Origin of the sequence: Streptomyces sp. NPDC006655 (genome assembly GCF_040703965.1) — a bacterium.
Lineage (GTDB): Bacteria > Actinomycetota > Actinomycetes > Streptomycetales > Streptomycetaceae > Streptomyces.
Genome location: NZ_JBEYJU010000046.1, coordinates 19,283 through 40,756 on the forward strand (window position 1 = coordinate 19,283; position 21,474 = coordinate 40,756).

Consider the following 21,474-nt stretch of genomic DNA (forward strand, 5'->3'; position numbering starts at 1 on the left):
GCCTGACATACCGAAAGGCACGCGTGTGTCCACTCCACCCCTCGATCCGCACTACCCCGTCGCGCATCTGCGCCCGCCCCGCAACTGGGTCAACGACCCCAACGGGCTGGTCTTCCACGACGGCTACTACCACGTCTCCTACCAGTACAACCCGTACGGCGCGACACACGCGAACCTGCACTGGGGCCACTTCCGCAGTCCCGACCTGCTGAGCTGGGAGCCGTTGCCGATCGCCCTGTCCCCCACGCCCGGCGGCGTGGACGGCGACGGCTGCTTCTCCGGCAACGCCGTCTCCGACGGCGACCGGCTCGTCGCCTTCTACTCCGCGCACCTCGTGGCGCGCTCCCCCCAGCACCAGCCGGTCACCTGCGCCGTCTCCCACGACGGCGGCACGACCTTCCGCCCGCGGGGCGAACTGCTCATACCCGAGCTGCCCGAGGACTGCACCATGTACCGCGACCCGTACGTCTGGCGGGACGTCGACGACTGGCGGATGCTGGTCGGCGCCGCTCTCGCCGACGGCCGCGCCGCCACCCTCCTGTACGACTCACCCGATCTGGAGACCTGGACCTACCGAGGGCCCTTCGTCGCCCGCCACCCGGAGCCCATCGGCGACACCCTTGAGCTCACCGGCGAGGGCTGGGAATGCCCCCAGTACCTCCCGGCAGCCGGCGGACAGGCCGCCCTCATCTTCAGCACCTGGACCGAACCCACTGGCCCGCAGCGCGTCGCGGCCCTGATCGGCGAAGAGCACGACGGCCGTTTCAAGGCCGGCGCACCGGTGTGGGCGGACCACGGCCCGGACTGCTACGCACCCGCCCTACTGCGTGCACCTGGGGGCAAATGGCTGTTGTGGGGCTGGTCCTGGGAAGCCCGCGACCAAGCCTGGGCCGTCGCCGGTGGATGGGCCGGCGTCCTCACGCTGCCCCGTGAGATCCACGTCGGCGCCGACGGCACCCTGCGCCAGCGGCCCGCCACCGAGCTGCTCGCGCTGCGCGGCGAGCGCACCGTGCAGGCCGAGGGAGCGACCCATGGCCCGCAACCGGTGGAACTGGGCAGCGTGGGAAGGGCCTTCGACCTGACAGCCCGTCTGGAGCCGACCGGGATCGCAGGCCTGCGACTGCTCACCACCCCGGACGGATCCGAGTACCTCGACATCCGCCTCGATCCGGACGCGGGCGAACTGGTCGTCGACCGCTACCACGCCTCCCTCGACTCCCGTGCCCACGGCGGCGCCTACCGGATGCCCTGCTCCACCGGACAGCCGGTCGACCTGCGCGTGGTCGTCGACCACTCCATCGCCGAGGTCTTCCTGACCTCTACCGGCCAGGTCCTCACGATGCGGTTCTACCCGACAGGGCAGGGCCCGTGGCGACTTCAGGTCCGCACCGCACCGGGCACGCGCCTCCGCTACGCGGTCGACGCGTGGGAGCTGCACCCGCTCGTGGTCAAGACGCTGACCGCCGGCGCCGCAGAGCAGTACTGAAGAACAGGTCTGAAGGAGGATCCTCAATGAGCTCGCATGGTTTTGGACGACGTCAGTTCCTCACCACCGCAATCGGCGTCGCCGCAGCCTGGACCCAGGTTTCCGGCAACGCTTCCGCCGCCACCTCGTCGCGTAGTTCGTCCGTGCAGGTCTGGCTGACCGACATATCAGCCAAGAAGTGGGTCGTCGCCCAGAGCGATGTGCTCTTCCGGACGAAGAGCACGGGCAACCCGCTGACGATCAAGGTCGACGACAGCGTCAAGTACCAGAGGATCCAGGGCTTCGGGGCGGCCATGACCGACTCTTCGGCCTGGCTCATCAACAAGCTGCCCACCGCTGACCGGGCGAAGCTGGTACAGAAGCTGTACGACCCCTCGAAGGGCATCAGCCTCAGCCTGATCCGCACGCCGATGGGCGCCACGGACTTCAACGCGTCCGGCGACTACTCCTACGACGACATGCCGGCGGGACAGACGGACCCGACGCTGTCCGGCTTCTCGGTCCGGCACGACGAGAAGTACATCATTCCGGTCCTGCGGCAGGCTCTCGCACAGAACCCGTCTGCCAAGATCCTGGCCAACCCATGGAGCCCGCCAGGCTGGATGAAGACCTCGGACTCCATGATCGGCGGCACCCTCAAGAGCGACTACGCTTCCACGCTGGCCGACTACTTCGTGAAGTTCATCAAGGCTTACGACAAGGCCGGTGTGCCCATCTCCTACATCACACCGCAGAACGAGCCCATGGGCACGCCCAGTTGGCCCGGCATGTTCCTGTCCGCCTACCAGGAATCCGCGGTGATCCAGGAGATCGGCCAGGCGTTCGCGGCCAACCGCATCTCCACGAAGATCCTGGCCTGGGACCACAACTGGGATGTGCCCTCGTATCCCGAGACGATCTTCAGCGACCCCGCAGCCTCCCAGTACACTGCCGGCACCGGATGGCACATCTACAGCGGCAACCCGACCTACCAGACTTTGGTCCACAACGACTTTCCGGGCAAGGAAACCTACATCACGGAGGCCAGCGGAGGCGTCTGGCAGAGTGACGACGAGACGGCGTTCAATGACGCCCTCGGCACGTGGATCATCAAGGGCATGCGCAACTGGGCCAACGGCGTGATGCTCTGGAACACCGCCCTCGACCCCAAATTGGGTCCGCTCAACAGCGACACCAACGGCATCCCCATGTGCCGGGGACTGGTCACGGTCGATCCGGACAGCGGGCAGGTGTCCTACAACGTGGACTACTACGCACTCGCTCACGCCAGCCGGTTCGTGAAGCCCGGAGCGCATCGCATCTACTCGAACACCTTCGGGGAAGGAAGCATCGAGAGCGTCGCGTTCCAAAACCCGGACGGCTCGAAGGTCCTCATCGCGTACAACTCCGGCAGCGCCGCGAAGAACTTCAGCGTGGCGGACGGGACGCAGTCCTTCGACTACACCCTGAACGCCGGCGACGCCGTCACGTTCACCTACACGGGCGTGCGCAGCGGCGGGACCCCCGCGGCGACCAATGTCTCCGACCCGACCCATGACTTCACGTTCAAGTCGTCGCCGGGGCCGATGACGGTCACGTACGACCCGGCACTCCTGCAGTACCAGAACGCCGTCCGCACCGGAAGCAAGCTGCTCACGTACTCCCTGCCGATGGGAGCGTCCATCAAGACGCCCGGAACGTCACTGAGCCGTGGCAAGTGGACCGCCACGGCCTCGTCGAGCCCGGACTGGGGCGCGGCCTCGAACGCGCTCGACGGCGACATCAACAGCCGGTGGAGTCTCGGCCAGGGGACGACCAGCGGCGCCTGGTTCCAGGTCGACCTGGGGAGCCCGACGAGCTTCAACAAGATCGTCTTCGCCACCGGGGAAAGCAACTCCTTCGACTACGTCACCAAGTACCAGATATATGTCTCGGACGACGGGGCCGACTGGGGCAGCGCGGTCGCGAACGGCAGCGGGAACATAGGGAAGATAGCCGTCACCTTGCCGGAGCAGACGGCACGGTACATTCGCATCGTCTGTGTCGCGGCATCCGGTTTCTGGTGGAGCATCGCCGAAATCAACGTATACGGATCCTCGGGTGGAACCGGCTCGATCGCAGCCCCGACAGCGGTGCCCAAGGGCCTCCGGCTGAAGACCTGGACCAGTCCGGAAGGGGAGCAGGTCACCGCGGTGTTCAACGGCACCGCTAGCAGCCGGAGCTTCCCGGTGTCCGCCGACGGCTCGTACGCCTACACCCTGCCGAGCGGAACGTCGGCGATGTTCACCACGCAGAAGCTGTCCAGCTTCCCCGCACCGGTCTTCGGAAGCCTGAAGCCGAAGCAAGGCATACCGCGTGCCAAGTTCACGATCAGCGGCTCTCACTTCGGTGACGCGCAGGGGCTGGGTACGGTGCGTTTCGGCAAGCTCTTCGCCGAAATCGACAGCTGGTCGGACACGAGCATCAGCGCGTACGTGCCGAGCGGTCTTGCAGTGGGGACGTACAAGGTCTCGGTGAACGGTGCCGGCGGAGCGAACGCGGGTTCAGCTTCGTTCGACGTCATAGACCTGGGGCCCGCGCTGTCGCGCACGGGCTGGACCGCCACGACCTCCGACACAAGCCCGTACAACGACGGTCCTGCGAACATGCTGGACGGCGACTCCGGCACCCGGTACAGCTCCGGAAGGGGTCAGTACGAGGGTCTCTGGATCCAGGTCGACATGCAGCAGACCCAAACGTTCGACAAGATCCTGCTGGATGTCGGCAGTAACACCGGCGACTATGCGCGAAGCGCGGACGTCTACGTCTCCACGAACGGAACCGACTGGACCAAGGTATCTTCCATAGAGGAAGGCCAGCGAGTCGAGCTGATCTCCTTCCCGACCCAGACGGCCCGCTACATCAAGATCGTCAACGCCGGCGATGTCGCGAGTAACTGGTGGTCGATCGCGGAATTCACCGTGTACAAATGATCTCGGGTTCTCATGGCCGGAGTGACAGGCCTGGCCGAGGGTGTCGCTCCGGCCGTAAGAGCACCTGACATGATCTTGTTGAAGTGCCCAGACGGCGTGACCGAGTGCCGATTTGGCCGTTCGGGACGGTGTGAGCACTCGGCCATGGATTGTGGACGAGTACTTGTGGGGCTGGTCGAGCCGCTGCTGCCGCCCTGGCCGGAGAAGTCGCCGGGGCCGCACGGTCCGCAGGTGATAGCCGTGCAGCACGTTCGACTCGTCTCCGCAGCCCGGGCATGCAGCCGGGCCCTCGGGCGTCCGCGCCGGCAACACCCGCGGCACCAAACCCACTGCATGGGTCTCCACCGACGAGAACCACGGCTACCTCGGCCAGCCCACCGACGCCACCACCGGCCTGGACCTCCTCGGAGCCCGTAACTACGACCCAGCCCAGGGCCGCTTCCTCACCCCCGACCCGATCTTCCAGGCCGGCGACCCAAACCAGATGGGCGGCTACACCTACGCCGCTGACAACCCCGCAAGCAGCAGCGACCCCACCGGTTACGACGACTGGTACAACGACCCGTCTTCGAAGTGAACCGGCCGGACCGCTCGGCCCGCCGGCTGATGGAGAAGTCGGACCCGCTCGACGCTCAGGCCGCCGCTCGAGCTGTACTCAGCGGTCGCGCCCGGGCCCGGGCCAAGTCCGGCGACGGTCCGGTGCACAGTGCCCGGTTGTTCAAGCCGGCCAAGGACTCCGCGGTCAAGGCCCGTACCCAGGCGATCAACCAGCTCAAGGCCGTCCTGGTCATCGCCGACCCCGCCCTGCGGGAACGGTTGTCGAGCTTGGGCAATGCCGAGCTGTTCCGCACCTGCGCGACCCTCAGCCCACCCGATGGTGGGGGAGACGAGGACGCGGTGACCCAGGCCACCCACCTGACGTTGCGCATGCTCGCCGAGCGCATCGAACAGCTCACCGGACAGATCCATGAGCTGAACCAACGCCTGACCCGGCTCGTCGAACACCACGCCCCACAGCTACTCGTACCGGTGGGCATCAGCCCGGACAGCGCAGTCACCTTGCTGATCACCATGGGAGACAACCCCGAGCGACTGAACACCGAGGCATCCTTTGCTGCCCTTTGCGGAGTCAGCCCCGTCGAATACTCCTCGGGCCGTCGGAGCACGCGCCGGCTCAACTACGGCGGCGACCGTCAGGCGAACGCCGCCCTGCACCGCATCGTCTTCACCCGGCTGCGCCACGACCCGCGCACCCAGGCGTACTTCAAACGCCGCACCCAGGAAGGCAAGACCCGGCGTGAGATCATCCGATGCCTCAAGCGGTATGCCGCCCGAGAGGGCTTCAACCTGGTCAGACCGATATCCGGCGTCCCCTCGTTATAGGGGCGTCTGTTCGACGAGAAGCCTCGCCGGTGCGGTCCGACGCGGCTTCTCAAACAGGTGCGTGCAACGTCCGTCGAGGGCACCGTTGCGCCCGGCTTCTCCCCTCCTGAGCACCCGAAGCAAGGAGGGGGCGCCGCCGCTGTGACGGCCGAGGCCCAGCCTGTCACCCTGGGACTCTCCGCACCCAAGCGGGAGGCGCCCTTCGCTCCTGCAAATCCAACCGCCTTGAGGAGTGTTCACGGTTCAGGACGGCATCCGCAGGGCGAGCAGGGCCACGTCGTCGGTGTTGCCGGGCGGCATGCGGCCGAGTAGCTGATCGCACAGAGTGTCGAGCGGTTCGTGGGCGAGGGCGAGGGCGTGGTGGCGCAGACGGGTGAGGCCGGTGTCGAGGTCGCTGCCGGGGATTTCGATCAGGCCGTCGGTGTAGAGCAGCAGGGTGGAACCCGGCGGCAGCGACTGCGCGGCGTTCGGTCGGCTGCCGACGGTGCTCGAACCGGCGCCGAGGAGGAGCCCCTGCCCGGCTTCGAGGTACTGCGCCTGTCCGTCCTGGGCCAGCAGGAGGGGCGGCGGATGCCCGGCGCTGGTCCACCGCAGCGTCCATGGGCCGGTGTGCGGGCTGCCTTCGAGCAGGGCGAGGACGAGGGTGGCCATGGGGACGGTGGTGATGGCGGGCAGGGCGTCGTCGAGGCGGTCCACGACAGCACCGGGTGGGCCGGGGCGGTCCCAGGCCAGTGACCGCAGGATGCCGTGCAGTTGTGCCATGCCGGCCGCGGCGATGAGATCGTGACCCACGACGTCGCCGATGACCAGCGCGAGCGTGCCGTCCTTCAGCTCGAAGGCGTCGTACCAGTCGCCACCGACCTGGGAGCCGGCCGGGGCGGGCTGGTAGCGGGCGGCCAGTTGCAGGCGGCCGAGCTGGGGCAGCGGGGCGAGCAGGTTGCGCTGCATGGCCTCGGCGACGGCACGCTGGCGGCCGAACCGGCGGGCGTTGTCGATGACCAGGCCGACCCGGCGGCCGATGTCGCCCACCACTTTCAGATCGTCGGTGTCGAAGGGGGACTCCGGGTCGGTGCGCACCAGCGTCAGGGCGCCGGCGACCTGACGGGCGGAGCCCAGCGGCACGGTGATGGCGGATGTCGCGCCCACCGCCCGCAGGAAGCCGCTGTGGACGGCGGCCAGGGCAGAGCCGGCCGGCTCGGTGACGTCTGCTTCGCGCTGCAGGACGGGATCACCGCCGTTCAATACCTGGACGAGCGGAGAGTGGGCTCTTCCCACCTCCGTCTGGGGCAGGCGCTCGCGCCAGTCCTCCTGCGCGGCGTGGCGGCCCCCCGGGCCCGTCACCGCCACACGGTGGACCTGTCCGGTACCGACCCGCAGGTCCACCGCCGCCCAGTCGGCCAGGCGGGGAACCAGCAGGCGGCCCAGCCGGGCGAGGGCCTCGTCGATCTCGAGTGTCTGACCCAGCACGTCGGTGATCTCCGCCACCAGCGTCAGCCGCTCGGTGCGGTCCTCCAGAGCCCGCGTGTAGGCCGCACGCTCCCGGCGCGTGCTGCGGTCGCCGGCGGCGTCGGTCAACAGCACGGCCATGCCCTGGAAGGCGCTGTCGTCCTTCAGCGGGGAAGCGGACCAGGAGATCGCGGTCAGACGGCCGTCACCGCGCAGCCAGATCTCACCCTCCCCCCGTGCCTCGGCTCTCTCGGCCAGGGACCGCAGTAGTGGGCACTGCTCCCGGGGCACCGGGCCGCCGGCCGCGTCCCGGTGCAGCAGGTCGTGTGCGTCCTCGCCCCGCATGGCGGCGGCGGCACGGCCCAGCAGGCGCTCGGCGGCCGGGTTGGCCGCGAGAATCCGTCCGGTGGGGTCCACCACGATGAGGGCTGTGCCCAGCCGTCGGACGACCTGCCCCCAGAAATCCGGCTCGGCCGCCGACCGGCACCGCCCCTCATCTCCCATGTCCTCCACCATGCCGCCTTTCCAGCCATGCAAACCCTCGCCGGAAACCGCGGACGCGTTGGCAGGCCGACACACCAGCGGATCGACGACTCGGAGTTGACAACGATCGGTACGACCTGCATCAACGCTATGCCCGAGCGGCAGGGAACGGGCTCGTCTCGGCCGGTCCAAGTCGTACGGCCCAGGAGTACGCCGGAGTTACCGAGGATCCTCCGAACACCGGTCGAACACTGTGTCGTTATCGGTGATCCCATACGCCGGGCCGGTTCCGGTCGGCCCGAGGCAGGGTTCGCGTCATGACTGCGACCATCTCCCGCCCGGCTTCACCCGAAGGCGGGCTCGCCCCCGTCCCTCGCCTCACGCTCGCTCCCACCGGTTCCGCAACGGCCCTGCTGGACGGCGCCTGGTGGCCGCGCTCGCGCGACCGCGTCAGCAGCCACCTCAAGGGGAGCCGTGAGGCGGCGCAGCCCCGCCGGCAAGCCGACGGGGCTGTTCCGGCAGTTGCGTTTCACCGGATCACTGCAGCCGGGCACCGGGACAGGGCTCTGGAGTACGCCGCCGGCGCCGGTGCGTCATGCTGGGGCGGTGCTGATAACTGCCAGGACCCGGGCGCGCCGCAGTGGCGCTCCTATGCCGTAGCCGGGTACCCGCATTCCTGCCTTCGGACCGGCACCCTGGTGCTCGTCGGCCGGAGCCTGCGGATGTCGCCGGGCTTTGACGTCGTGAGATCCTCCCCGGAGGGTGGCCGCTGTCGATGAACCTCCGCGCTGGCAATCGGGGCGAAACGGCATGGAAGGGATATAAGACACTAGCCTCGGGTCATGGTGACGCGTACCCGGCTGTATCACGACGGCACTCTGGTCCTGGAGGACTTTCCCGTCGGTGACGTCCCTGCGCATCTCGCTGATCCGGCGTCGGTCCTGTGGCTGGACCTGCACCGGCCCGGAGCCGCTGAACTCACCATGCTCGGTCAGGAGTTCGGCATCCACGAACTGGCTCTGGAAGATGCCGCCCAGCGTGGACAGCGGCCGAAACTCGACCGCTATCGCACCCACGAGTTCCTCAGCGCCTATGCCGTGACCGTCAGCCCGGACGGTGCGCAGCTGACGTACAGCGAGATCGCCGTGTTCCTCACCGGCCAGGCCATGATCACCGTCCGCAAGGACGACGGTCTCGACATCGAGGACGTCGTCGCCCGCTGGGACGAGAGCCCGGACCTGGCCGGCCACGGCGTCGGATTCCTGCTGCACGGTCTGCTCGACCATCTCGTGGACGGACACTTCGCCGCCGTCCAGCAACTGGACGACAGCATCGAGGAGCTGGAGGGCCTGCTCTTCGCGGCCGGGCGCCGTGAGATCGAAGCCGTGCAGCGCCGGGTCTTCGCACTGCGCAAATCACTCGTCCGGCTGCGCCGCGTCGTGCTTCCGATGCGCGAGGTGGTCAACGGGCTCATGCGCCCCGGCCTGCACCTGATCACCGACCCTCTCGTCCCGTACTACCAGGACGTCTACGACCACGTGCTGCGTGCGACCGAGTGGACGGAATCACTGCGGGACCTGGTGGCCTCGGTCATGGAGACGAACCTCTCGGTCCAGGCCAACAGCATGAATCTGATCATGAAGAAGGTGACGAGCTGGGCCGCGATCATCGCCGTTCCCACCGCGATCACCGGCTACTACGGCCAGAACCTCCCCTATCCCGGTTTCGGCCGCGAGTCGGGATTCATCACCTCCGCCGCCGTCATCGTGCTCCTGTCCGCATTGCTGTATCTGACGTTCAAGCGCAAGGACTGGCTCTGACCTGCACCGGCACCGGCGACCAGGTCCCGAAGGCGGGAAACTGCCTGGTCATCCCGGGCTTTTCGGGCCGGTGAGCGGAGTAGTGTGAAGGCACCGGGAGTTTTTCGCGCACCGGCTCCGCTGCGGGTGCCGTTTCCGGTGATCGACAGCGCCGGGCCGCACCCGCGAGCCCGGGGACAGGTCCGCGCCATGGCCGTGACCATTGACCGTACGACATCGAGCAGGCGCACGCCGCCGCCGGCGGCCCGGCTGTCCCTGAGCCCAGCGCCGGGCGGGCTGGACGGAATGTGGTGGCCTCGCTCCCGTGCCCTCACCCGTGAGCTGCCCACCCTGACGGCCGCGCTGGGCGATCTCTGGGGTCGTATCACGGGTGTCACCGTGCACCCGGCCTACTGGCCCGTCCTGCCGCACTGGGTGTCCGACGCCGGGCGCACCGTGCAGGTGGACTGGTCCACCGAGGAGCAGGATCCGCACAGACTCACTCTCCTCTCCGCTGACGGCCACCGGGACGTGCTGGTGATTCCGCCGGAAACCGGTGCTGACGCCGCCGCGCAGCTGATGGCAGGCGACGGCATCGATGTCCCGGCCCGGGAGCAAGCGGCAGACAGGATCGATGCACGAAACAGGGAGGAAGCCTGGGAGGCCGACGGCGGAGCAGGTCGACCGTCGTCCCTGCCCCGGCCCACCGGCTCGGCGGGGCCCTCGCCCGCCGGTCGGCGGAGGTGAGATCCCGTGCTCGTCGTCGCCGTGGCCGTGCTGGTCGTCCTGATCGCCGTCGGAGTCGTTCTGATCCACCAGCTCAACGGTCAGCACGACGAACGGATCGCTGCCTTCCACTACAGCGATGTTCTGCCGGGGGTCGGGCGTCGGCCCCGGAGGCGCCGTCGGTCGACGGTGGGCGCGAGCCTTCCGATGCGCCCCACCGCGACGGCTGCCGCAAATGACATCGACTTCGGCCCGACGGACGGCAGAGGAAGGCGCGTCATGGCGATTTTGCGAGACCGGAAGACGTACCGCGAGAGGATCATGCAGGCTCTGTACCAAGCCGCCGAGGGCGATCGCCTCCTGGGCGTCGACGGGGCGAAGCTCCGCACCGACCTCGGCATCCCTGAGCAGGACATGGCCGCTGCCTGCATGTACCTGGCGGGCGAAGGCTGGGTCGTCGTGGACTGGGGGAGGGGCAACACGCCCGCGATGATCACGCTGACGCACCAGGGGATCCGGCAGATGGAGACGGAAGAGGAAGGACGTGGCTGAGCCGCCGCGTCGCTTCTCGGACCGAAGCGAACCCTCGCAAGGATCTTCATGTCGGATGAGTCCCTTTGGCGTAACGTGGAAAGCGGGTCGGCGCACGCTCACGTGCAATGACCCGGAAGGGCGGCTCCGGCGGGTATGCGCCGGAGCCGTTGCCCGTTTCCGTGACCGCGCCGTGCGGTGAGGTGCTCGCGCGAGCGTCGTGCGGAGTACGGTGAGGGAGCAGGGTCGTACGCGGTCGCATGCTCCGCGGTGGCACTGACCTTTACGACGGGCGGACATCATGGCCGACTCGGACACCTCCGATCATCTCCCCCGGCTCCTGCCGGACGCCGTTCACCGGCCCGTGAGACCGGGGACGGCCCTGCTGAGGCTGGAGACGACGCACGCGCGCGAGGGAATCCTGGACGGCGCATGGTGGCCGCGGTCCCGGGACATAGGTGCCGAGCTCCCCTCGCTGATCTCCGCGTTGACCGAGCATCTCGGGCCCATCACCCGGGTCGGTCTGGACGGGAGCGCCTGGGACGGACTGCCGCCCCGGGTGATGGTCGACGGCCGAGTCGTCCACATCGACTCCTTCCCGGTCGGTGACGACACCGTCCTCGTCACCCGGGGCGACCGGGACCATTTCTCCCTGATGCTGGTCCCTCCGGGCACGTCGCCCGACGCGGCACGCGCCGCGATGACCAGGGCCGTACGGGCCGACAACGTCACCGAGGCCCATCAGATCCTCATCGATACGGGCGGTGACACGCCGTCTACGCCGGCCTGACACGTCCGTCGCGGATCGACTCCCCGTCGGCCTGGACCCTAGATGCGGGCGAACTTCTCGGTCTGCTGGGCGAATTCCTGAGCCATGGCGGCGCTGACCGTGGGCCTGGTGTCGCGGATCGTGTCCAGGTAGTCGTCGGTGGTGGGGGTGGTCCGGGTTCCGGTGTCGAAGGTGAGCTCGAACTGGGCCTGGGAGACGGTTCGCGCCGCATGGGCGATGTCAGCGGGGGTGAACCCCTCGCTGGCGGACGCGAGTACCGCGCTGTCGGCCTGCGCCCCCGCTCGGGCCAGGTAGCTCTCCCACAGTGCGGTCCTGGCGGTGTGGTCGGGAGGGCCGATCGGGAGGACGTAGTCGAAGCGGCCGTGGCGCAGGAACGCGGAGTCGAGCGTGGTGACGTTGTTCGTGGCGCAGACGAGCAGCCGCCCGTCCTGGCTACGGAACCGGACGATCGCTTTGAGCAGTTCGTTGACGACGCCGACAGCGGTCGCGTCCGCGCCGCCGCGTTCGCCGGCGATCTCCTCGACCTCGTCGATGAAGACGAGGACGCGGTCGAGCCGGGCGATCTCGTCGAAGCGCCGGTTGAGCCCGGTCGCCAGGCCGTACTCGGCGGCCAGACGGGCGGGGAACAGTTCGAGGAAGGGCCATCCCAGGCGGCTGGCGATCGCGTGCGTGAACGTGCTCTTGCCGGTCCCGGGCGGGCCGAACAGCATCACCGCCCGTGGCAGTTCCACTCCGTGCTGGGCGGCCAGTTCGGGATGGGCCAGCGGCAGGACCAGGCGCCGCTCGATGAGCCGCTTCTCCCGTTGCATGCCCGCGACCTTCTGCCACAGTCCCCCCGGTGGCAGCTCCGCTCCGAGCGAGGACAGCGTGCCGGCCGACTGCGGGGTCACCGGCCCGCGCTTTTCGAAGAAGACCAGCCCGGGGCGGGCGCCGAAGTCGCAGTTGCGCAGGGCGGTGGCACCGGTCTCGCCCTCGGGCAGGGCGGCGTGCACCGCGCGGACGCCGGCGGCGAAGAGCCGTTGCTCAAGGGCGGTGATCAGGGCACTGCCTAGCCCGCGCTGCCGCCAGGTGGGCGCCAGGCAGATGCGCAGGATCCATGCCCGTTCGCCCTCCACCCTGCTCACCGCGGCGCCGATCAGCACGTCGTCGGCCGTGGCCACCACAGCCGGGTGACGGGTCTGGAGGGCCGTCACGGCGTCCGAGAGAGGGAAGAGCGGCGGCTCCTCGGTGGTGCCGCTCTCCATGTCGACACGGATCAGCGCTTCGAGATCGTCCTGTGTGTAGTCCCTGACGCGCCAACCCGTCATGACCAGCTCCGCGTGTTCGGCCGTACTCCCATCATCAGCCGATGCCCGCAGGACGCGCGACAGGCGACGGTCACGAGTCCTCCCTGGTGGCACGGATCGCTCGGGCCGCAGTCGGGTCACGCCTCGTGTTCCGTTCGGCCCGTCGCTCCCCATCAGTCCGCCGGGCCTCGGCGAGGAGTATCCTTGTGATTACCGAGAGCATCTCGTACACCGGCTTCCACGCCGGGTCGTTCTCGGCGAGTGATGACAACCGGGCCGGCCGTGACCGGCCCGGGGTTGGGTCCGCGCCATGACCGCGACCATTCCGTTCACACCCGCAGTCGGAGGCCAGGCCCCTTCTTCGTCACCGCTCCGACTCACGCTGGCGCCGGTCGGCGCCCCTCCGGCCCTGATCGACGGTGCCTGGTGGCCCCGTTCGCGCAGCCTGACGGAGCAGCTCCCGGCGCTCGTCGAACGTCTCGACCCGCTGTGGGGGCGGATCACCCGGATAGCGGTGAGCCGCACGTTCTGGCCGGTGATTCCGGGAGAAGTGCCCGCGCACGGCCACATGGTGCGCGTCGGCTGGTCGCCCGCCGGGCAAGACCCGCACAAGCTGTTGCTGCTGTCCTACACGTTCGGCTGTTGGAACCTGCTGGTGATCCCACCGGAGACAGCGCCGGCCACCGCGGCCCGGCTCATGGCCACGGCCACCGACCCGTCGCGGAGCCTCACGGCGACCGGCCTGATGCGTGAGGCCGAACGTTTGCGGGCAGCGGCGGAGGCAGAGGCAGCGGCAGTGGCCGACTCGGACTCTCTCCGGGAGGCGGTCTGGGACGCCGAAGGCGGACACGACGCGCGGCGCCCCGCGTCGCGTACTCCTGACGGACCGGTCACCGGCCACATGCCAGCCCGGCAGTAGGAGTGTGAGACACATGGGCACCCTGGTGACGGTGAGTGTGCTCCTCGCGATGATCGTCTTTGGTGTGATCGTGATTCAGCTGTTCACCGCGAGTCACGATGACCGCATGGAGACCCTTGCCTCCGGCCGTACCCGGCGGTGGCGGTTCTCGCCATGGCACCGCACGGAGAAGTGAACCCGCTCCAAGGAGGATCGCGGAGCCGGCTCCGCCGGTAGGACGTTCGTAGACACCGGCGGGAGCGTAACGGTCAGCGTGTCGTCGGCCATGTCCCCGGTGGTGCGGCTGCCGGCTCACTCCAGGAGGGCGAGATGGTCGGTGGCGCCCCCGCGTCATTCGATCAGCAGGAGCGTCGCGTCGTCCGGCGTGATCCGGCCCCGCGCCCGTTGCAGCGTGTGGGAGAGGCTGCGCGCCACCGTCCGGATCTGCCGCGCCGGGGGTCCAAGGCGGTTCACCCAGTCGATGAGCTGTTCCTCACCGAATTCCTCACCGCCGACATCGCGCTCCTCGATCAGTCCGTCGGTGAAGCACATGATCCGCTCGCCGGGCTCAAGGGTCACTTCACTGATCCGGGGCTCGTGACCGCCGAAGCCGACGGGCAGCGTCGTCGGGCCCTGCAGCCGTCGTACGACACGGTGTCCACGGATCAGCAGAGGAGCGGGATGTCCGGCGTTGACCCACTGAAGCCTGCCCGTGACCGTGTCGAGCCGCATCATCTGTGCGGTCACGAAGTGGTCGGGGCCGAACTGCACGGCGACGGCCCGATCCATGAACGCATAGATCTCCGACAGGCCGACGCTGATGCGCCGGGCATGCCGGTAGGCTCCGATGACCACCATGGCCATCGTGGCGGCATCCAGCCCGTGGCCCACCGCGTCGACCATGGCCACATGCAGGACATCGCCGTTGAGGGCGTAGTCGAAGCTGTCGCCGGCCACGTCGTAGGCGGGTTCCAGCCTTCCGGCCGGCTCGACCCGGGGCGTGAACATCGCCAGCGGTGGCAGCAGCGACCACTGGATCTCCGCCGCCACACTCATCGGTTCTCTGCGGCGCAGCCGGAAGAACAGATCGGTGCAACCGTGCTTGGTCACCAGCATGTCGGCCACGAGCGAGGCGAGTCGGCGCAGCAGCCGCCGCTCGTCGTCGTGAATTCGGTCCAGGGTGACGGCCATGACGCCCACCTGGTCGCCACCGTCCAGCAGAGGCAGGTAGATCCGCACACCGTCGGCCTGCGGCACCTCCACGGGACGCGCTTCCCGGAAGGCACGGCCGACGTCGGAGCCGTCGATCGGCCGGGGTTCCCCAGACGCCGGCCCGTCACCCGGCAGGGGGACCAGCCACACCTGGCCGTAGTCCTGCAAGAAGAGCGAGGTCTCGCGGCCGTCGAGCCTGCCGACTGCCGTGCGGCGAGCGGACCGAGCCGGTGCGGTGGCAACTCGTGTCCCTGGTCGAGCAGGACTCCCGGAAACTCCTCCCCGAAGTGCTCCGACCGGGCGGAGCCTTCCCCGGGTTCCTGTCGCTCACGGTCCGTCATCGCCGTGGCCCGGGGGGACGTTCCGGCGGATCTTCACGAAGGCGCTGTATATACGACTCCCGACAGAGACTCACCGGCCGAGGCGGCGTGGGACTTCCGCCCGGATCGCGGGGGCCGACCCACCGACTCCCATCGAGTCGGCCGTGTGCTCGTACGCTCCGTGTCCGAGCCGCGGCGTCCGGTCGGCGCCGGCGGCGACCTCTGCCGGATCGACCTCTCCGGCGCCACGAACGTTTCGAGGGGTCCGCGCCGTCGGCCGCCCTGCCCGCGGCCCGGCTCACTGCCTGTGGGGCAGCATCCCGACTACCAGTAGTGGCGTCGACCGGCGACGGCGTGTCCCATCGCGCCGAGGATCCACAGGATGGCTCCGACGACCAGCAGGATGATCCCGATGGTCCACAGGATGGATATCCCGGTGAGGAAGCCGACGACGAGCAGAATGATGCCCAGGATGATCATGATCTCTCCTTCGGGAAACAGTGCTGAGTCCCTGCGAACTACGAGGGACTGAAAGCGCGTTGAGGTGGGACCGGTCGATCCCTTCCCTACTCCACCCGGTGTGGCTTGTGGCGGGCGACCTGCAGGCGGACCTCGGTGGGCATGTCAGCAACGCCGGTGGACCGCCGGGCGGTGCGGAGCGGGCCTTCACACAGGGCACCGAGAGTGGCGCCGGGGGTGCCCTCGGGGGTGAGGGTGAGCTTGACGAGGGTGCGGTGGCGGGCCGGTCGGCCGGTGATGTGTACGACCGCATGGCCGACTCCCGGCAGGGCACCGGCCTCGGTCGCGATCGCGTCACCGAGTGCGCGGTCGCGCAGTTCGACGCCCTCCTGCGGGGGTGTGCCGCCGACGGGCAGGGAGCCGGGGCGACGTCGGCTCAGCTGGGCGAGCAGCCAGCACAGGGCGAGCAGAGCCGCGACGACGAGGGCGGCGATGACCGCGGGCCACCACCACCAGCCCTGGCTGCTCCAGCGGACCCGGTCGGCGGAGCCGAGCAGGACGTCTGCCGGGCGGGTCAGGGGCCAGCCGGCGGGCGGGGCCAGATCGTGCCGCCGGTAGAGGTCGAGTCCGGCGAAGAGGATGAGCAGTCCACCGCCGAGGAGGACCAGTCCGACGAGGGCCAGCAGAGTGCGGTTGAGTGCGGATCGCGGCGTCATGGCGGGCTCCGGTGCGGCGGGTCTTGCGTCAGCGGGTGCGTCGCCGCACCCGTACGGCGATGCGGGGAGGACGGGCGAGGGCCAGCCGGTCGCGTTCCTCGCCGAGGACGGCGGTGAGGTCGTCCTTCACCCGCCGGGGGTCGCGGAAGCGGACGTCCGCGCGGGCTTTGATGCGGTGGCGGCGCACCAGGACGTGCGCCGCGCCGACGCCGGGGACCCGCATGGCGGCGTCGCGCAGCAGGACGGCGGCGCCGTCGCGGTCCAGAAAAGCCCGCATGCGCGGGCAGCCGGCGGGTGAGCGCAGGGGCAGCCAGCGGTGCTCCCCGGGGGTGAGGGCCAGGACGATCAGCCAGACGCCGACGGCGGCGGCCACGGCGGCTCCCGTCAACATCCAAACGTCGTCCACCGGGCGGGTGGCCAGTTCGTCGGCCAGGTGCCGTCGCCAGGCCGCCGCCGGGCGTCCCGCCCGTACGGCTATGACGTCGACGAGCGTCACGACCGCGGCCACGAGAATCACCGCGGCGACCGACGCCGCCGTGATGCGGCGCCCGGACCACTTGCGACGGGTCCGGTGGCCGCCGTCGCGCTCACCGGCCGTGAGGTCCGAGGTGGACACGTCGCGTTCGGGAGGGTCGGGCTCTTTCGTGAGCGGCACCGCGGCACGGTGCGTGGACGACGTGGAGCCGCTGCCCGGAGGATGTGGCTCGGACGTCATCGCGATCGCCTTTCCTCCACGGCGTGCCCGGTGACCCGGGCCGCGTGGCCGCTCACCGGACCCGCCCCCGGCTCGGGTCGGCGGCGGTCACCAGCCGCCGGACGGTGAGGAGTACCTCTCCCACCCGCAGCCCGGTCAGCTGGGCGACCCGCTCGGCGACGTCCTGCTGGATCCGCTCGCAGACACGGGGGATGTCGGTGGGGTAGGGCAGGTCCATGGTCAGATGCAGACGCACCGATCCGGTACGGACGGCGGCGGAGGCGTGGGGCGCCGCGGGTCCGCCCCGATCGGGCGGTACGGCGGCGCGCCGGGACTGGGCCGCGCGTGCGGCCTGGACGGCGATACGGGCGACCACCCTGTCCGGGATGACTGTGGCACCCCGCTCGGCCGGGGGCGGCAGGCCGGCGGCCGGCGCCGGTGGGCCCGACGACCCACCGGGGGCACCGGGCCGGGTCATCACCGCCGCCTCCCTGACCGGACGTCGAGGTCGCCCTGCACGACGAGGCCTACTACCAGCCCCGCCGTACCCAGGACCAGCACCAGCAGAAAGGCCCAGAAGCCGCCGAAGTAGCCGGCGAAGCCGAGGGCCATGCCGGCCGCGAGTCCGGTCGTTGCTGTGTTCATCGTGCACTCACCCGTCTCACGAGCGTCCCTCTCACCGTGATCCTCCGCTCATGCCCGAGGACACGGCGGTGGTCCCGGCAGCGGTCACCTCACGCGGCCCTCGTCCGGTTCGGTCTGCTCCCGTTCGTCGTCGGGCAGGTGAACGTCGTCGACGGCGATGTTCACCTCCACGACCTCCAGGCCCGTCATCCGCTCCACGGCGCTGATGACATTGATGCGTACGCCGCCCGCGACGTCGACGATGGAGACGCCGTACTCGACGACGACGTCCAGGTCGACCGCAGCCTGCCGTTCCCCGACCTCGACCTTGACGCCGCGGGTGACCACTCCGCCGCTGCCTGTGCCGGGGACGCGTTCCCGCATGGCGCCGAACGCGCGGGCCATCCCCGCGCCCAGGCTGTGGATGCCCGGTACCTCGCGGGCGGCCATGCCCGCGATCTTGGCCACCACCCCGTCCGCGATGGTGGTCCTGCCCCGTGTCTCGGCCGGAGCCCCCGACCCGGTGCGGCCCGTGAGCGGGCTCACGCCCGTTTCGGACCGGCCCCCGCCGACGCTGGTGATGTTGTCCGTCATGGCGGTCGCCTCGATCGGTCGCTCGGACACCGGTGCGGCGCCCTTCGAAGCGTTGGACATTACGGACGCCACATTCCTCACATCCAAAGGATGTGGCGTGCATCACATGTCACCCCGTCGGGTACACGGGTGGTCCGGTACCTTGTACGGGGGCGCCATGATCGAAAGCGATGTTCCCCCAACGCCGGAGCGCGACCTGTCGGTACGAGACCTGCCGGACCGACTGCTGGCCGTGCGGGCGGCCGAGGGGGACGAGGACTCCTTCGCCGTTCTCGTCCAGCGGCACAGCCGGTCCCTGCTGACCCTGGCCCGCTGCATGCTGGGCAACCCCCAGGACGCTGAAGAGGCCGTCCAGGACGCCTTCATCAGCGCCTGGCGCCACCTGCCGGAATACCGGCACGGCGCGGAGTTCCACACCTGGATGTACCGGATCACCGTCAACCGATGCCAGACCATGCGACACCGCCGACCGCCGCCCGTCCCTCTGGAAACCGTCGCCGAACCCGCGGCGGGCGACGCGTGGAGCCAGCCCGCCCGGACCGCCGAGCAGGATGCGGCCACGGCCGCCCTGCGCCGAGCACTCGCCGAACTGGACGCCGGACAGCGGGTCTGCTGGATCCTGAGGGAGGTGCAGGGCCTGCCCTACAAGGAGATAGCGCACGTGACGCGTACCGGCGAGCAGACGGTACGCGGCAGACTGTTCAGGGCGCGCCGATCCCTGCAGGAGGCGATGGGCCCATGGCGCTAGATGACCCGCACCTGCGGCCTCCCGAACCGCCCGGAGCCGGCGGGCCACGCAACGGCTCAGCCGCCGCCGACGTGCCCCCGTTCGCAGGCGATGAGGTACTGCCCTGCGGCCGCCTGCTCAGCCAGGTCTGGGAACAGGGGCGGGACGCACCGCCGGCCGCGGGCCCGCACCCGGTGGCCTGTCCGCACTGCCGGGAGGCAGCCGAGGGACTGGCCACGGTGAACGCGGCCGCCCGGGCGCTGCGCGACGAGGACCCTCCGGGCCTGCACGCACTCGCCCACCGGGTCATGGACGTCGTCAGGGCAGAGGTCCGGTTCGGGCGGATACTGCCCCTGGCCGACCCGCACCTGGACCTACGGATCGCCGAGAGCGCCGCGGCGAAGGTGCTGAGGCGGGCCGCGGACACGGTCCCCGGTGCCAGGGCCGCGACCTGCCGACTCGTACCCCGGGGCAACGGCACCGACGTACGGGTGACCATGACCCTGGCCGCCTCCCTCGACCGCCCGCTGCCCGACCGGGTCCACCAGGTACGCCGATCGGTCCTCCACGCTGCCGGACAGGACCTGGGGCTCACGGTGACAGCCGTCGACATCGCCGTGGTCGACGTACTGGAGCCGGGGCCGACCCTCGGCCCCCGCCTCCCGACGGGCGGTGGCACGTGATGACCGTCAGCGGCACCACCGCGCTCCTCGGCGTCGCGGCCGAGGCGGCCCTCGCGGTCCCTGGCGTGGCAGGCCTGCAACCCCGCCTTGCCCTGCGCCTCGCGGCAGCCGCCGCGCCCACCCGGGCGGACAGCACGTCGCCCGAGGCCGGCATTCGCGCCGACCGGGCGCCGGACGGTTCGGGATGGCACATCGAGGTGCGCTGCGTCCTTGTCGAGGGCCGGCGGGCGCTGGACATCGCCCGAGACGTCCATGACCGGGTGACCGCCGCCCTCATCACCCACCTCGCCACCCACGGTGTCGCGGAGCCGGTCACCGTCGCGGTCACGGTGACCGGTATTGCCGCCTGGCACGACGCGGCATGAGCGGCGGCGCGGGCCAAGCCCCGCGAACCGTCGCTCCTTCGTGCTCTCGTTCAACCCATCGCTCCGCATCGGTCCGCCGGGCCCCGACAAGGAGTACCCTGGTGATTACCGAGAGCTTTCCGTACACCGGCTTCCACGTCGGGTCGTTCTCGGCGATTCACGACAACCGGGTCGGCCACGACCGGCCCGGGGTTGGGTCCGCGTCATGACCGCGACCATTCTGTTGACGCCCGCGGTCGAAGACCGGACTCCTTCTTCGTCGCCCCTCCGGCTCGTCCTGGCACCTCTCGGAACCGCTCCGGCCCTGATCGACGGTGCCTGGTGGCCCCGCTCCCGCTCCCTGACGGCGGAGCTTCCGGCGCTCATCGAGGTCCTCGATCCGCTGTGGGGGCGGATCACCCGAGTAACGGTGAACCCCACGTTCTGGCCCGTCATCCCGCGAAAGGTGCCCGTCCAAGGGCACGTGGTGCACGTCGGCTGGTTCGAGGCCGAGCAGGACCCGCACAAATTGCTGCTGCTCTCCTATACCGTCGGCCGCTGGGACCTGCTGGTGATCCCACCGGAGACAGAGCCTGCCATCGCCGCCCGGCTGATGGCCGCGGCCATCGACCCGTCGCGGAGCCTCACGGCGACCGGCCTGATCCATGAGGCCGAAGCCTTCGTCGCGGCAGTGGCAGCGGCCGGTGGTTCGCCCTCGCTCGCGGGCCGCGGACGATGTTCTGCGCCTGCGGTCCCTTCTGTCCCTGCCCGATGTCGAAGCTGACGCGCTCGCCGCCCGCGAGTTCCCGGTAGCCGTTGCCGTTGATCTCGGAGTAACGGGCGAAGACGTCCGGGCCTTTGTTGTCCTGGGCGATGAACCCGTGTCCGACGCACACCCGGAACCGCTCGGCCTCGGGAGGCGGGCTGGTGCATCCTGACCCGCCTGTGCAACGTTGCAAGGACAACCAGCCTGGTCTGGTGAGAGGCCCCGCGCCGCCCTTGAAGGTCATTCCTCTCGGTCCGGGAGGTGGTGCGGATTGTCCCGCTCGGCTTTACGCGGCCCATGCCGCGTGCTTGATGCCTTCCGCACCGGAGGGCGTGATGGGCTCGACCCCGAAGATCGAGGGGCGAACCATGAACGACTTCACCGTGGCGACACAGCGGCACCCCGACCGCACCGTGATCACCGTGACCGGGGAGATAGACCTTCAGACACGATCAGCGGCGAGACGAGCAGGGAAGAGCCTGAGACCGACCAGCCCGACCGTGGTAGCCACCGCACCGGGCAACAAGGCGCGCGTGTGCCGGCCGCAGGGATGTGG

22 protein-coding genes and 3 pseudogenes are annotated in these 21,474 nt (G+C 69.7%); 15 read left to right on the forward strand and 10 right to left on the reverse strand.

All coding sequences use genetic code 11. The features are described 5' to 3' along the window. Positions 1-25 precede the first annotated feature (25 nt). The 4 genes and pseudogenes from AB0958_RS25350 to AB0958_RS25365 all read left to right on the forward strand — a co-directional run bounded on the left by AB0958_RS25350 (position 26) and on the right by AB0958_RS25365 (position 5,820). The gene (locus AB0958_RS25350; protein ID WP_366892766.1) at positions 26-1,486 is read left to right on the forward strand and encodes a glycoside hydrolase family 32 protein; all 1,461 of its coding nucleotides are present in this window, start codon (positions 26-28) and stop codon (positions 1,484-1,486) included. Further along, the gene (locus AB0958_RS25355; RefSeq protein WP_366892767.1) at positions 1,426-4,437 is read left to right on the forward strand and encodes a discoidin domain-containing protein; all 3,012 of its coding nucleotides are present in this window, start codon (positions 1,426-1,428) and stop codon (positions 4,435-4,437) included. The genes AB0958_RS25350 and AB0958_RS25355 overlap by 61 nt, the downstream gene beginning before the upstream one ends. A 346-nt stretch (positions 4,438-4,783) precedes the next feature. Continuing rightward, positions 4,784-5,014, forward strand: a pseudogene (locus tag AB0958_RS25360) (RHS repeat-associated core domain-containing protein); the annotation flags it as partial. Next, the gene (locus AB0958_RS25365; protein WP_366892768.1) at positions 5,011-5,820 is read left to right on the forward strand and encodes a transposase; all 810 of its coding nucleotides are present in this window, start codon (positions 5,011-5,013) and stop codon (positions 5,818-5,820) included. The pseudogene AB0958_RS25360 and the gene AB0958_RS25365, both read left to right, overlap by 4 nt. Positions 5,821-6,063: 243 nt before the next feature. Here AB0958_RS25365 and AB0958_RS25370 read toward each other — a convergent pair whose 3' ends face one another. Beyond that, on the reverse strand, positions 6,064-7,770 hold the full coding sequence (locus AB0958_RS25370) for a SpoIIE family protein phosphatase (RefSeq protein WP_358980175.1): 1,707 nt from the start codon (positions 7,768-7,770) through the stop codon (positions 6,064-6,066). 296 nt (positions 7,771-8,066) lie between these two features. Between AB0958_RS25370 and AB0958_RS25375 the strand changes: the two genes are divergently transcribed. From AB0958_RS25375 to AB0958_RS25395, 5 genes are all read left to right on the forward strand, one after another. After that, positions 8,067-8,528: a DUF5994 family protein gene (locus tag AB0958_RS25375; protein ID WP_366892769.1), complete on the forward strand. Its 462-nt coding sequence runs from the start codon at positions 8,067-8,069 to the stop codon at positions 8,526-8,528. A gap of 63 nt (positions 8,529-8,591) precedes the next feature. After that, the gene (locus AB0958_RS25380) at positions 8,592-9,569 is read left to right on the forward strand and encodes a magnesium transporter CorA family protein (protein ID WP_358980173.1); all 978 of its coding nucleotides are present in this window, start codon (positions 8,592-8,594) and stop codon (positions 9,567-9,569) included. A gap of 189 nt (positions 9,570-9,758) precedes the next feature. After that, a complete protein-coding gene (locus tag AB0958_RS25385) occupies positions 9,759-10,295 on the forward strand; it encodes a DUF5994 family protein (protein WP_366892770.1) in 537 nt (178 codons plus the stop codon). A gap of 258 nt (positions 10,296-10,553) precedes the next feature. Beyond that, positions 10,554-10,826 carry a hypothetical protein gene (locus AB0958_RS25390; RefSeq protein WP_143630835.1) on the forward strand — a complete coding sequence of 91 codons (273 nt, stop codon included), beginning with the start codon at positions 10,554-10,556 and terminating at the stop codon, positions 10,824-10,826. A 280-nt stretch (positions 10,827-11,106) separates the two neighbouring features. Beyond that, positions 11,107-11,595: a DUF5994 family protein gene (locus tag AB0958_RS25395; RefSeq protein ID WP_366892771.1), complete on the forward strand. Its 489-nt coding sequence runs from the start codon at positions 11,107-11,109 to the stop codon at positions 11,593-11,595. Positions 11,596-11,633: 38 nt separating this feature from the next. On the opposite strand, the gene AB0958_RS25400 is transcribed toward AB0958_RS25395, so the two are convergent. Further along, positions 11,634-12,902 (reverse strand): bifunctional GNAT family N-acetyltransferase/ATP-binding protein, encoded by a 1,269-nt coding sequence (locus AB0958_RS25400; protein ID WP_358980170.1) that lies wholly within the window; start codon positions 12,900-12,902, stop codon positions 11,634-11,636. Between the two features lie 289 nt (positions 12,903-13,191). On the opposite strand from AB0958_RS25400, the gene AB0958_RS25405 reads away from it, so the two are divergent. Together AB0958_RS25405 and AB0958_RS25410 are read left to right on the forward strand one after the other, a co-directional pair. Further along, positions 13,192-13,800, forward strand: a complete 609-nt coding sequence (locus tag AB0958_RS25405; RefSeq protein WP_360514117.1) for a DUF5994 family protein — start codon at positions 13,192-13,194, stop codon at positions 13,798-13,800. Positions 13,801-13,813: 13 nt separating this feature from the next. After that, complete coding sequence (locus AB0958_RS25410) at positions 13,814-13,975, forward strand: hypothetical protein (RefSeq protein WP_366892773.1); 162 nt, start codon at positions 13,814-13,816, stop codon at positions 13,973-13,975. A 155-nt stretch (positions 13,976-14,130) separates the two neighbouring features. Here the strand turns inward: AB0958_RS25410 and AB0958_RS25415 are convergent. The 7 genes and pseudogenes from AB0958_RS25415 to AB0958_RS25445 form a co-directional block, all read right to left on the reverse strand. Beyond that, a pseudogene (locus AB0958_RS25415) lies at positions 14,131-15,332 on the reverse strand (PP2C family protein-serine/threonine phosphatase). 303 nt (positions 15,333-15,635) lie between these two features. Further along, complete coding sequence (locus AB0958_RS25420; RefSeq protein ID WP_351495678.1) at positions 15,636-15,791, reverse strand: DUF6131 family protein; 156 nt, start codon at positions 15,789-15,791, stop codon at positions 15,636-15,638. A gap of 86 nt (positions 15,792-15,877) precedes the next feature. After that, positions 15,878-16,486: an alkaline shock response membrane anchor protein AmaP gene (locus AB0958_RS25425; RefSeq protein ID WP_358980164.1), complete on the reverse strand. Its 609-nt coding sequence runs from the start codon at positions 16,484-16,486 to the stop codon at positions 15,878-15,880. 28 nt (positions 16,487-16,514) lie between these two features. Further along, positions 16,515-17,141 (reverse strand): DUF6286 domain-containing protein, encoded by a 627-nt coding sequence (locus AB0958_RS25430; protein ID WP_358980162.1) that lies wholly within the window; start codon positions 17,139-17,141, stop codon positions 16,515-16,517. Positions 17,142-17,253: 112 nt separating this feature from the next. Then, the gene (locus AB0958_RS25435; protein WP_358980160.1) at positions 17,254-17,658 is read right to left on the reverse strand and encodes an Asp23/Gls24 family envelope stress response protein; all 405 of its coding nucleotides are present in this window, start codon (positions 17,656-17,658) and stop codon (positions 17,254-17,256) included. Further along, positions 17,658-17,825, reverse strand: a complete 168-nt coding sequence (locus tag AB0958_RS25440; RefSeq protein ID WP_358980159.1) for a hypothetical protein — start codon at positions 17,823-17,825, stop codon at positions 17,658-17,660. The genes AB0958_RS25435 and AB0958_RS25440 overlap by 1 nt, the downstream gene beginning before the upstream one ends. Positions 17,826-17,909: 84 nt before the next feature. After that, the gene (locus tag AB0958_RS25445; RefSeq protein WP_358980230.1) at positions 17,910-18,398 is read right to left on the reverse strand and encodes an Asp23/Gls24 family envelope stress response protein; all 489 of its coding nucleotides are present in this window, start codon (positions 18,396-18,398) and stop codon (positions 17,910-17,912) included. Between the two features lie 157 nt (positions 18,399-18,555). Here AB0958_RS25445 and AB0958_RS25450 point away from each other — a divergent pair, with 157 nt between their 5' ends. The 4 genes from AB0958_RS25450 (at position 18,556) to AB0958_RS25465 (ending at position 20,936) form a co-directional block, all read left to right on the forward strand. After that, entirely contained in the window at positions 18,556-19,146 is a 591-nt protein-coding gene (locus tag AB0958_RS25450; protein WP_360514112.1) for a sigma-70 family RNA polymerase sigma factor, read from the forward strand. Beyond that, positions 19,137-19,808 (forward strand): hypothetical protein, encoded by a 672-nt coding sequence (locus AB0958_RS25455; protein ID WP_358980155.1) that lies wholly within the window; start codon positions 19,137-19,139, stop codon positions 19,806-19,808. The genes AB0958_RS25450 and AB0958_RS25455 overlap by 10 nt, the downstream gene beginning before the upstream one ends. Continuing rightward, positions 19,808-20,173: a hypothetical protein gene (locus AB0958_RS25460; protein WP_366892774.1), complete on the forward strand. Its 366-nt coding sequence runs from the start codon at positions 19,808-19,810 to the stop codon at positions 20,171-20,173. The genes AB0958_RS25455 and AB0958_RS25460 overlap by 1 nt, the downstream gene beginning before the upstream one ends. A gap of 205 nt (positions 20,174-20,378) precedes the next feature. Continuing rightward, positions 20,379-20,936, forward strand: coding sequence for a DUF5994 family protein (locus AB0958_RS25465; RefSeq protein WP_358980152.1), 558 nt, complete (start codon positions 20,379-20,381; stop codon positions 20,934-20,936). Here the strand turns inward: AB0958_RS25465 and AB0958_RS25470 are convergent. Beyond that, positions 20,878-21,048 (reverse strand): annotated as a pseudogene (locus AB0958_RS25470) (cold shock domain-containing protein); the annotation flags it as partial. The gene AB0958_RS25465 and the pseudogene AB0958_RS25470 overlap by 59 nt on opposite strands. Positions 21,049-21,474: the final 426 nt, after the last annotated feature.

What these genes read in the sequence shown, in the direction of transcription:
- AB0958_RS25370 (WP_358980175.1), bottom strand. Translation starts at nt 7,770, where the DNA reads ATGGGAGATGAGGGGCGGTGCCGGTCGGCGGCCGAGCCGGATTTCTGG.
- AB0958_RS25375 (WP_366892769.1), top strand. Translation starts at nt 8,067, where the DNA reads ATGACTGCGACCATCTCCCGCCCGGCTTCACCCGAAGGCGGGCTCGCC.
- AB0958_RS25380 (WP_358980173.1), top strand. Translation starts at nt 8,592, where the DNA reads ATGGTGACGCGTACCCGGCTGTATCACGACGGCACTCTGGTCCTGGAG.
- AB0958_RS25385 (WP_366892770.1), top strand. Translation starts at nt 9,759, where the DNA reads ATGGCCGTGACCATTGACCGTACGACATCGAGCAGGCGCACGCCGCCG.
- AB0958_RS25390 (WP_143630835.1), top strand. Translation starts at nt 10,554, where the DNA reads ATGGCGATTTTGCGAGACCGGAAGACGTACCGCGAGAGGATCATGCAG.
- AB0958_RS25395 (WP_366892771.1), top strand. Translation starts at nt 11,107, where the DNA reads ATGGCCGACTCGGACACCTCCGATCATCTCCCCCGGCTCCTGCCGGAC.
- AB0958_RS25400 (WP_358980170.1), bottom strand. Translation starts at nt 12,902, where the DNA reads ATGACGGGTTGGCGCGTCAGGGACTACACACAGGACGATCTCGAAGCG.
- AB0958_RS25405 (WP_360514117.1), top strand. Translation starts at nt 13,192, where the DNA reads ATGACCGCGACCATTCCGTTCACACCCGCAGTCGGAGGCCAGGCCCCT.
- AB0958_RS25410 (WP_366892773.1), top strand. Translation starts at nt 13,814, where the DNA reads ATGGGCACCCTGGTGACGGTGAGTGTGCTCCTCGCGATGATCGTCTTT.
- AB0958_RS25420 (WP_351495678.1), bottom strand. Translation starts at nt 15,791, where the DNA reads ATGATCATCCTGGGCATCATTCTGCTCGTCGTCGGCTTCCTCACCGGG.
- AB0958_RS25425 (WP_358980164.1), bottom strand. Translation starts at nt 16,486, where the DNA reads ATGACGCCGCGATCCGCACTCAACCGCACTCTGCTGGCCCTCGTCGGA.
- AB0958_RS25435 (WP_358980160.1), bottom strand. Translation starts at nt 17,658, where the DNA reads ATGACCCGGCCCGGTGCCCCCGGTGGGTCGTCGGGCCCACCGGCGCCG.
- AB0958_RS25440 (WP_358980159.1), bottom strand. Translation starts at nt 17,825, where the DNA reads ATGAACACAGCAACGACCGGACTCGCGGCCGGCATGGCCCTCGGCTTC.
- AB0958_RS25445 (WP_358980230.1), bottom strand. Translation starts at nt 18,398, where the DNA reads ATGACGGACAACATCACCAGCGTCGGCGGGGGCCGGTCCGAAACGGGC.
- AB0958_RS25450 (WP_360514112.1), top strand. Translation starts at nt 18,556, where the DNA reads ATGATCGAAAGCGATGTTCCCCCAACGCCGGAGCGCGACCTGTCGGTA.
- AB0958_RS25455 (WP_358980155.1), top strand. Translation starts at nt 19,137, where the DNA reads ATGGCGCTAGATGACCCGCACCTGCGGCCTCCCGAACCGCCCGGAGCC.
- AB0958_RS25460 (WP_366892774.1), top strand. Translation starts at nt 19,808, where the DNA reads ATGACCGTCAGCGGCACCACCGCGCTCCTCGGCGTCGCGGCCGAGGCG.
- AB0958_RS25465 (WP_358980152.1), top strand. Translation starts at nt 20,379, where the DNA reads ATGACCGCGACCATTCTGTTGACGCCCGCGGTCGAAGACCGGACTCCT.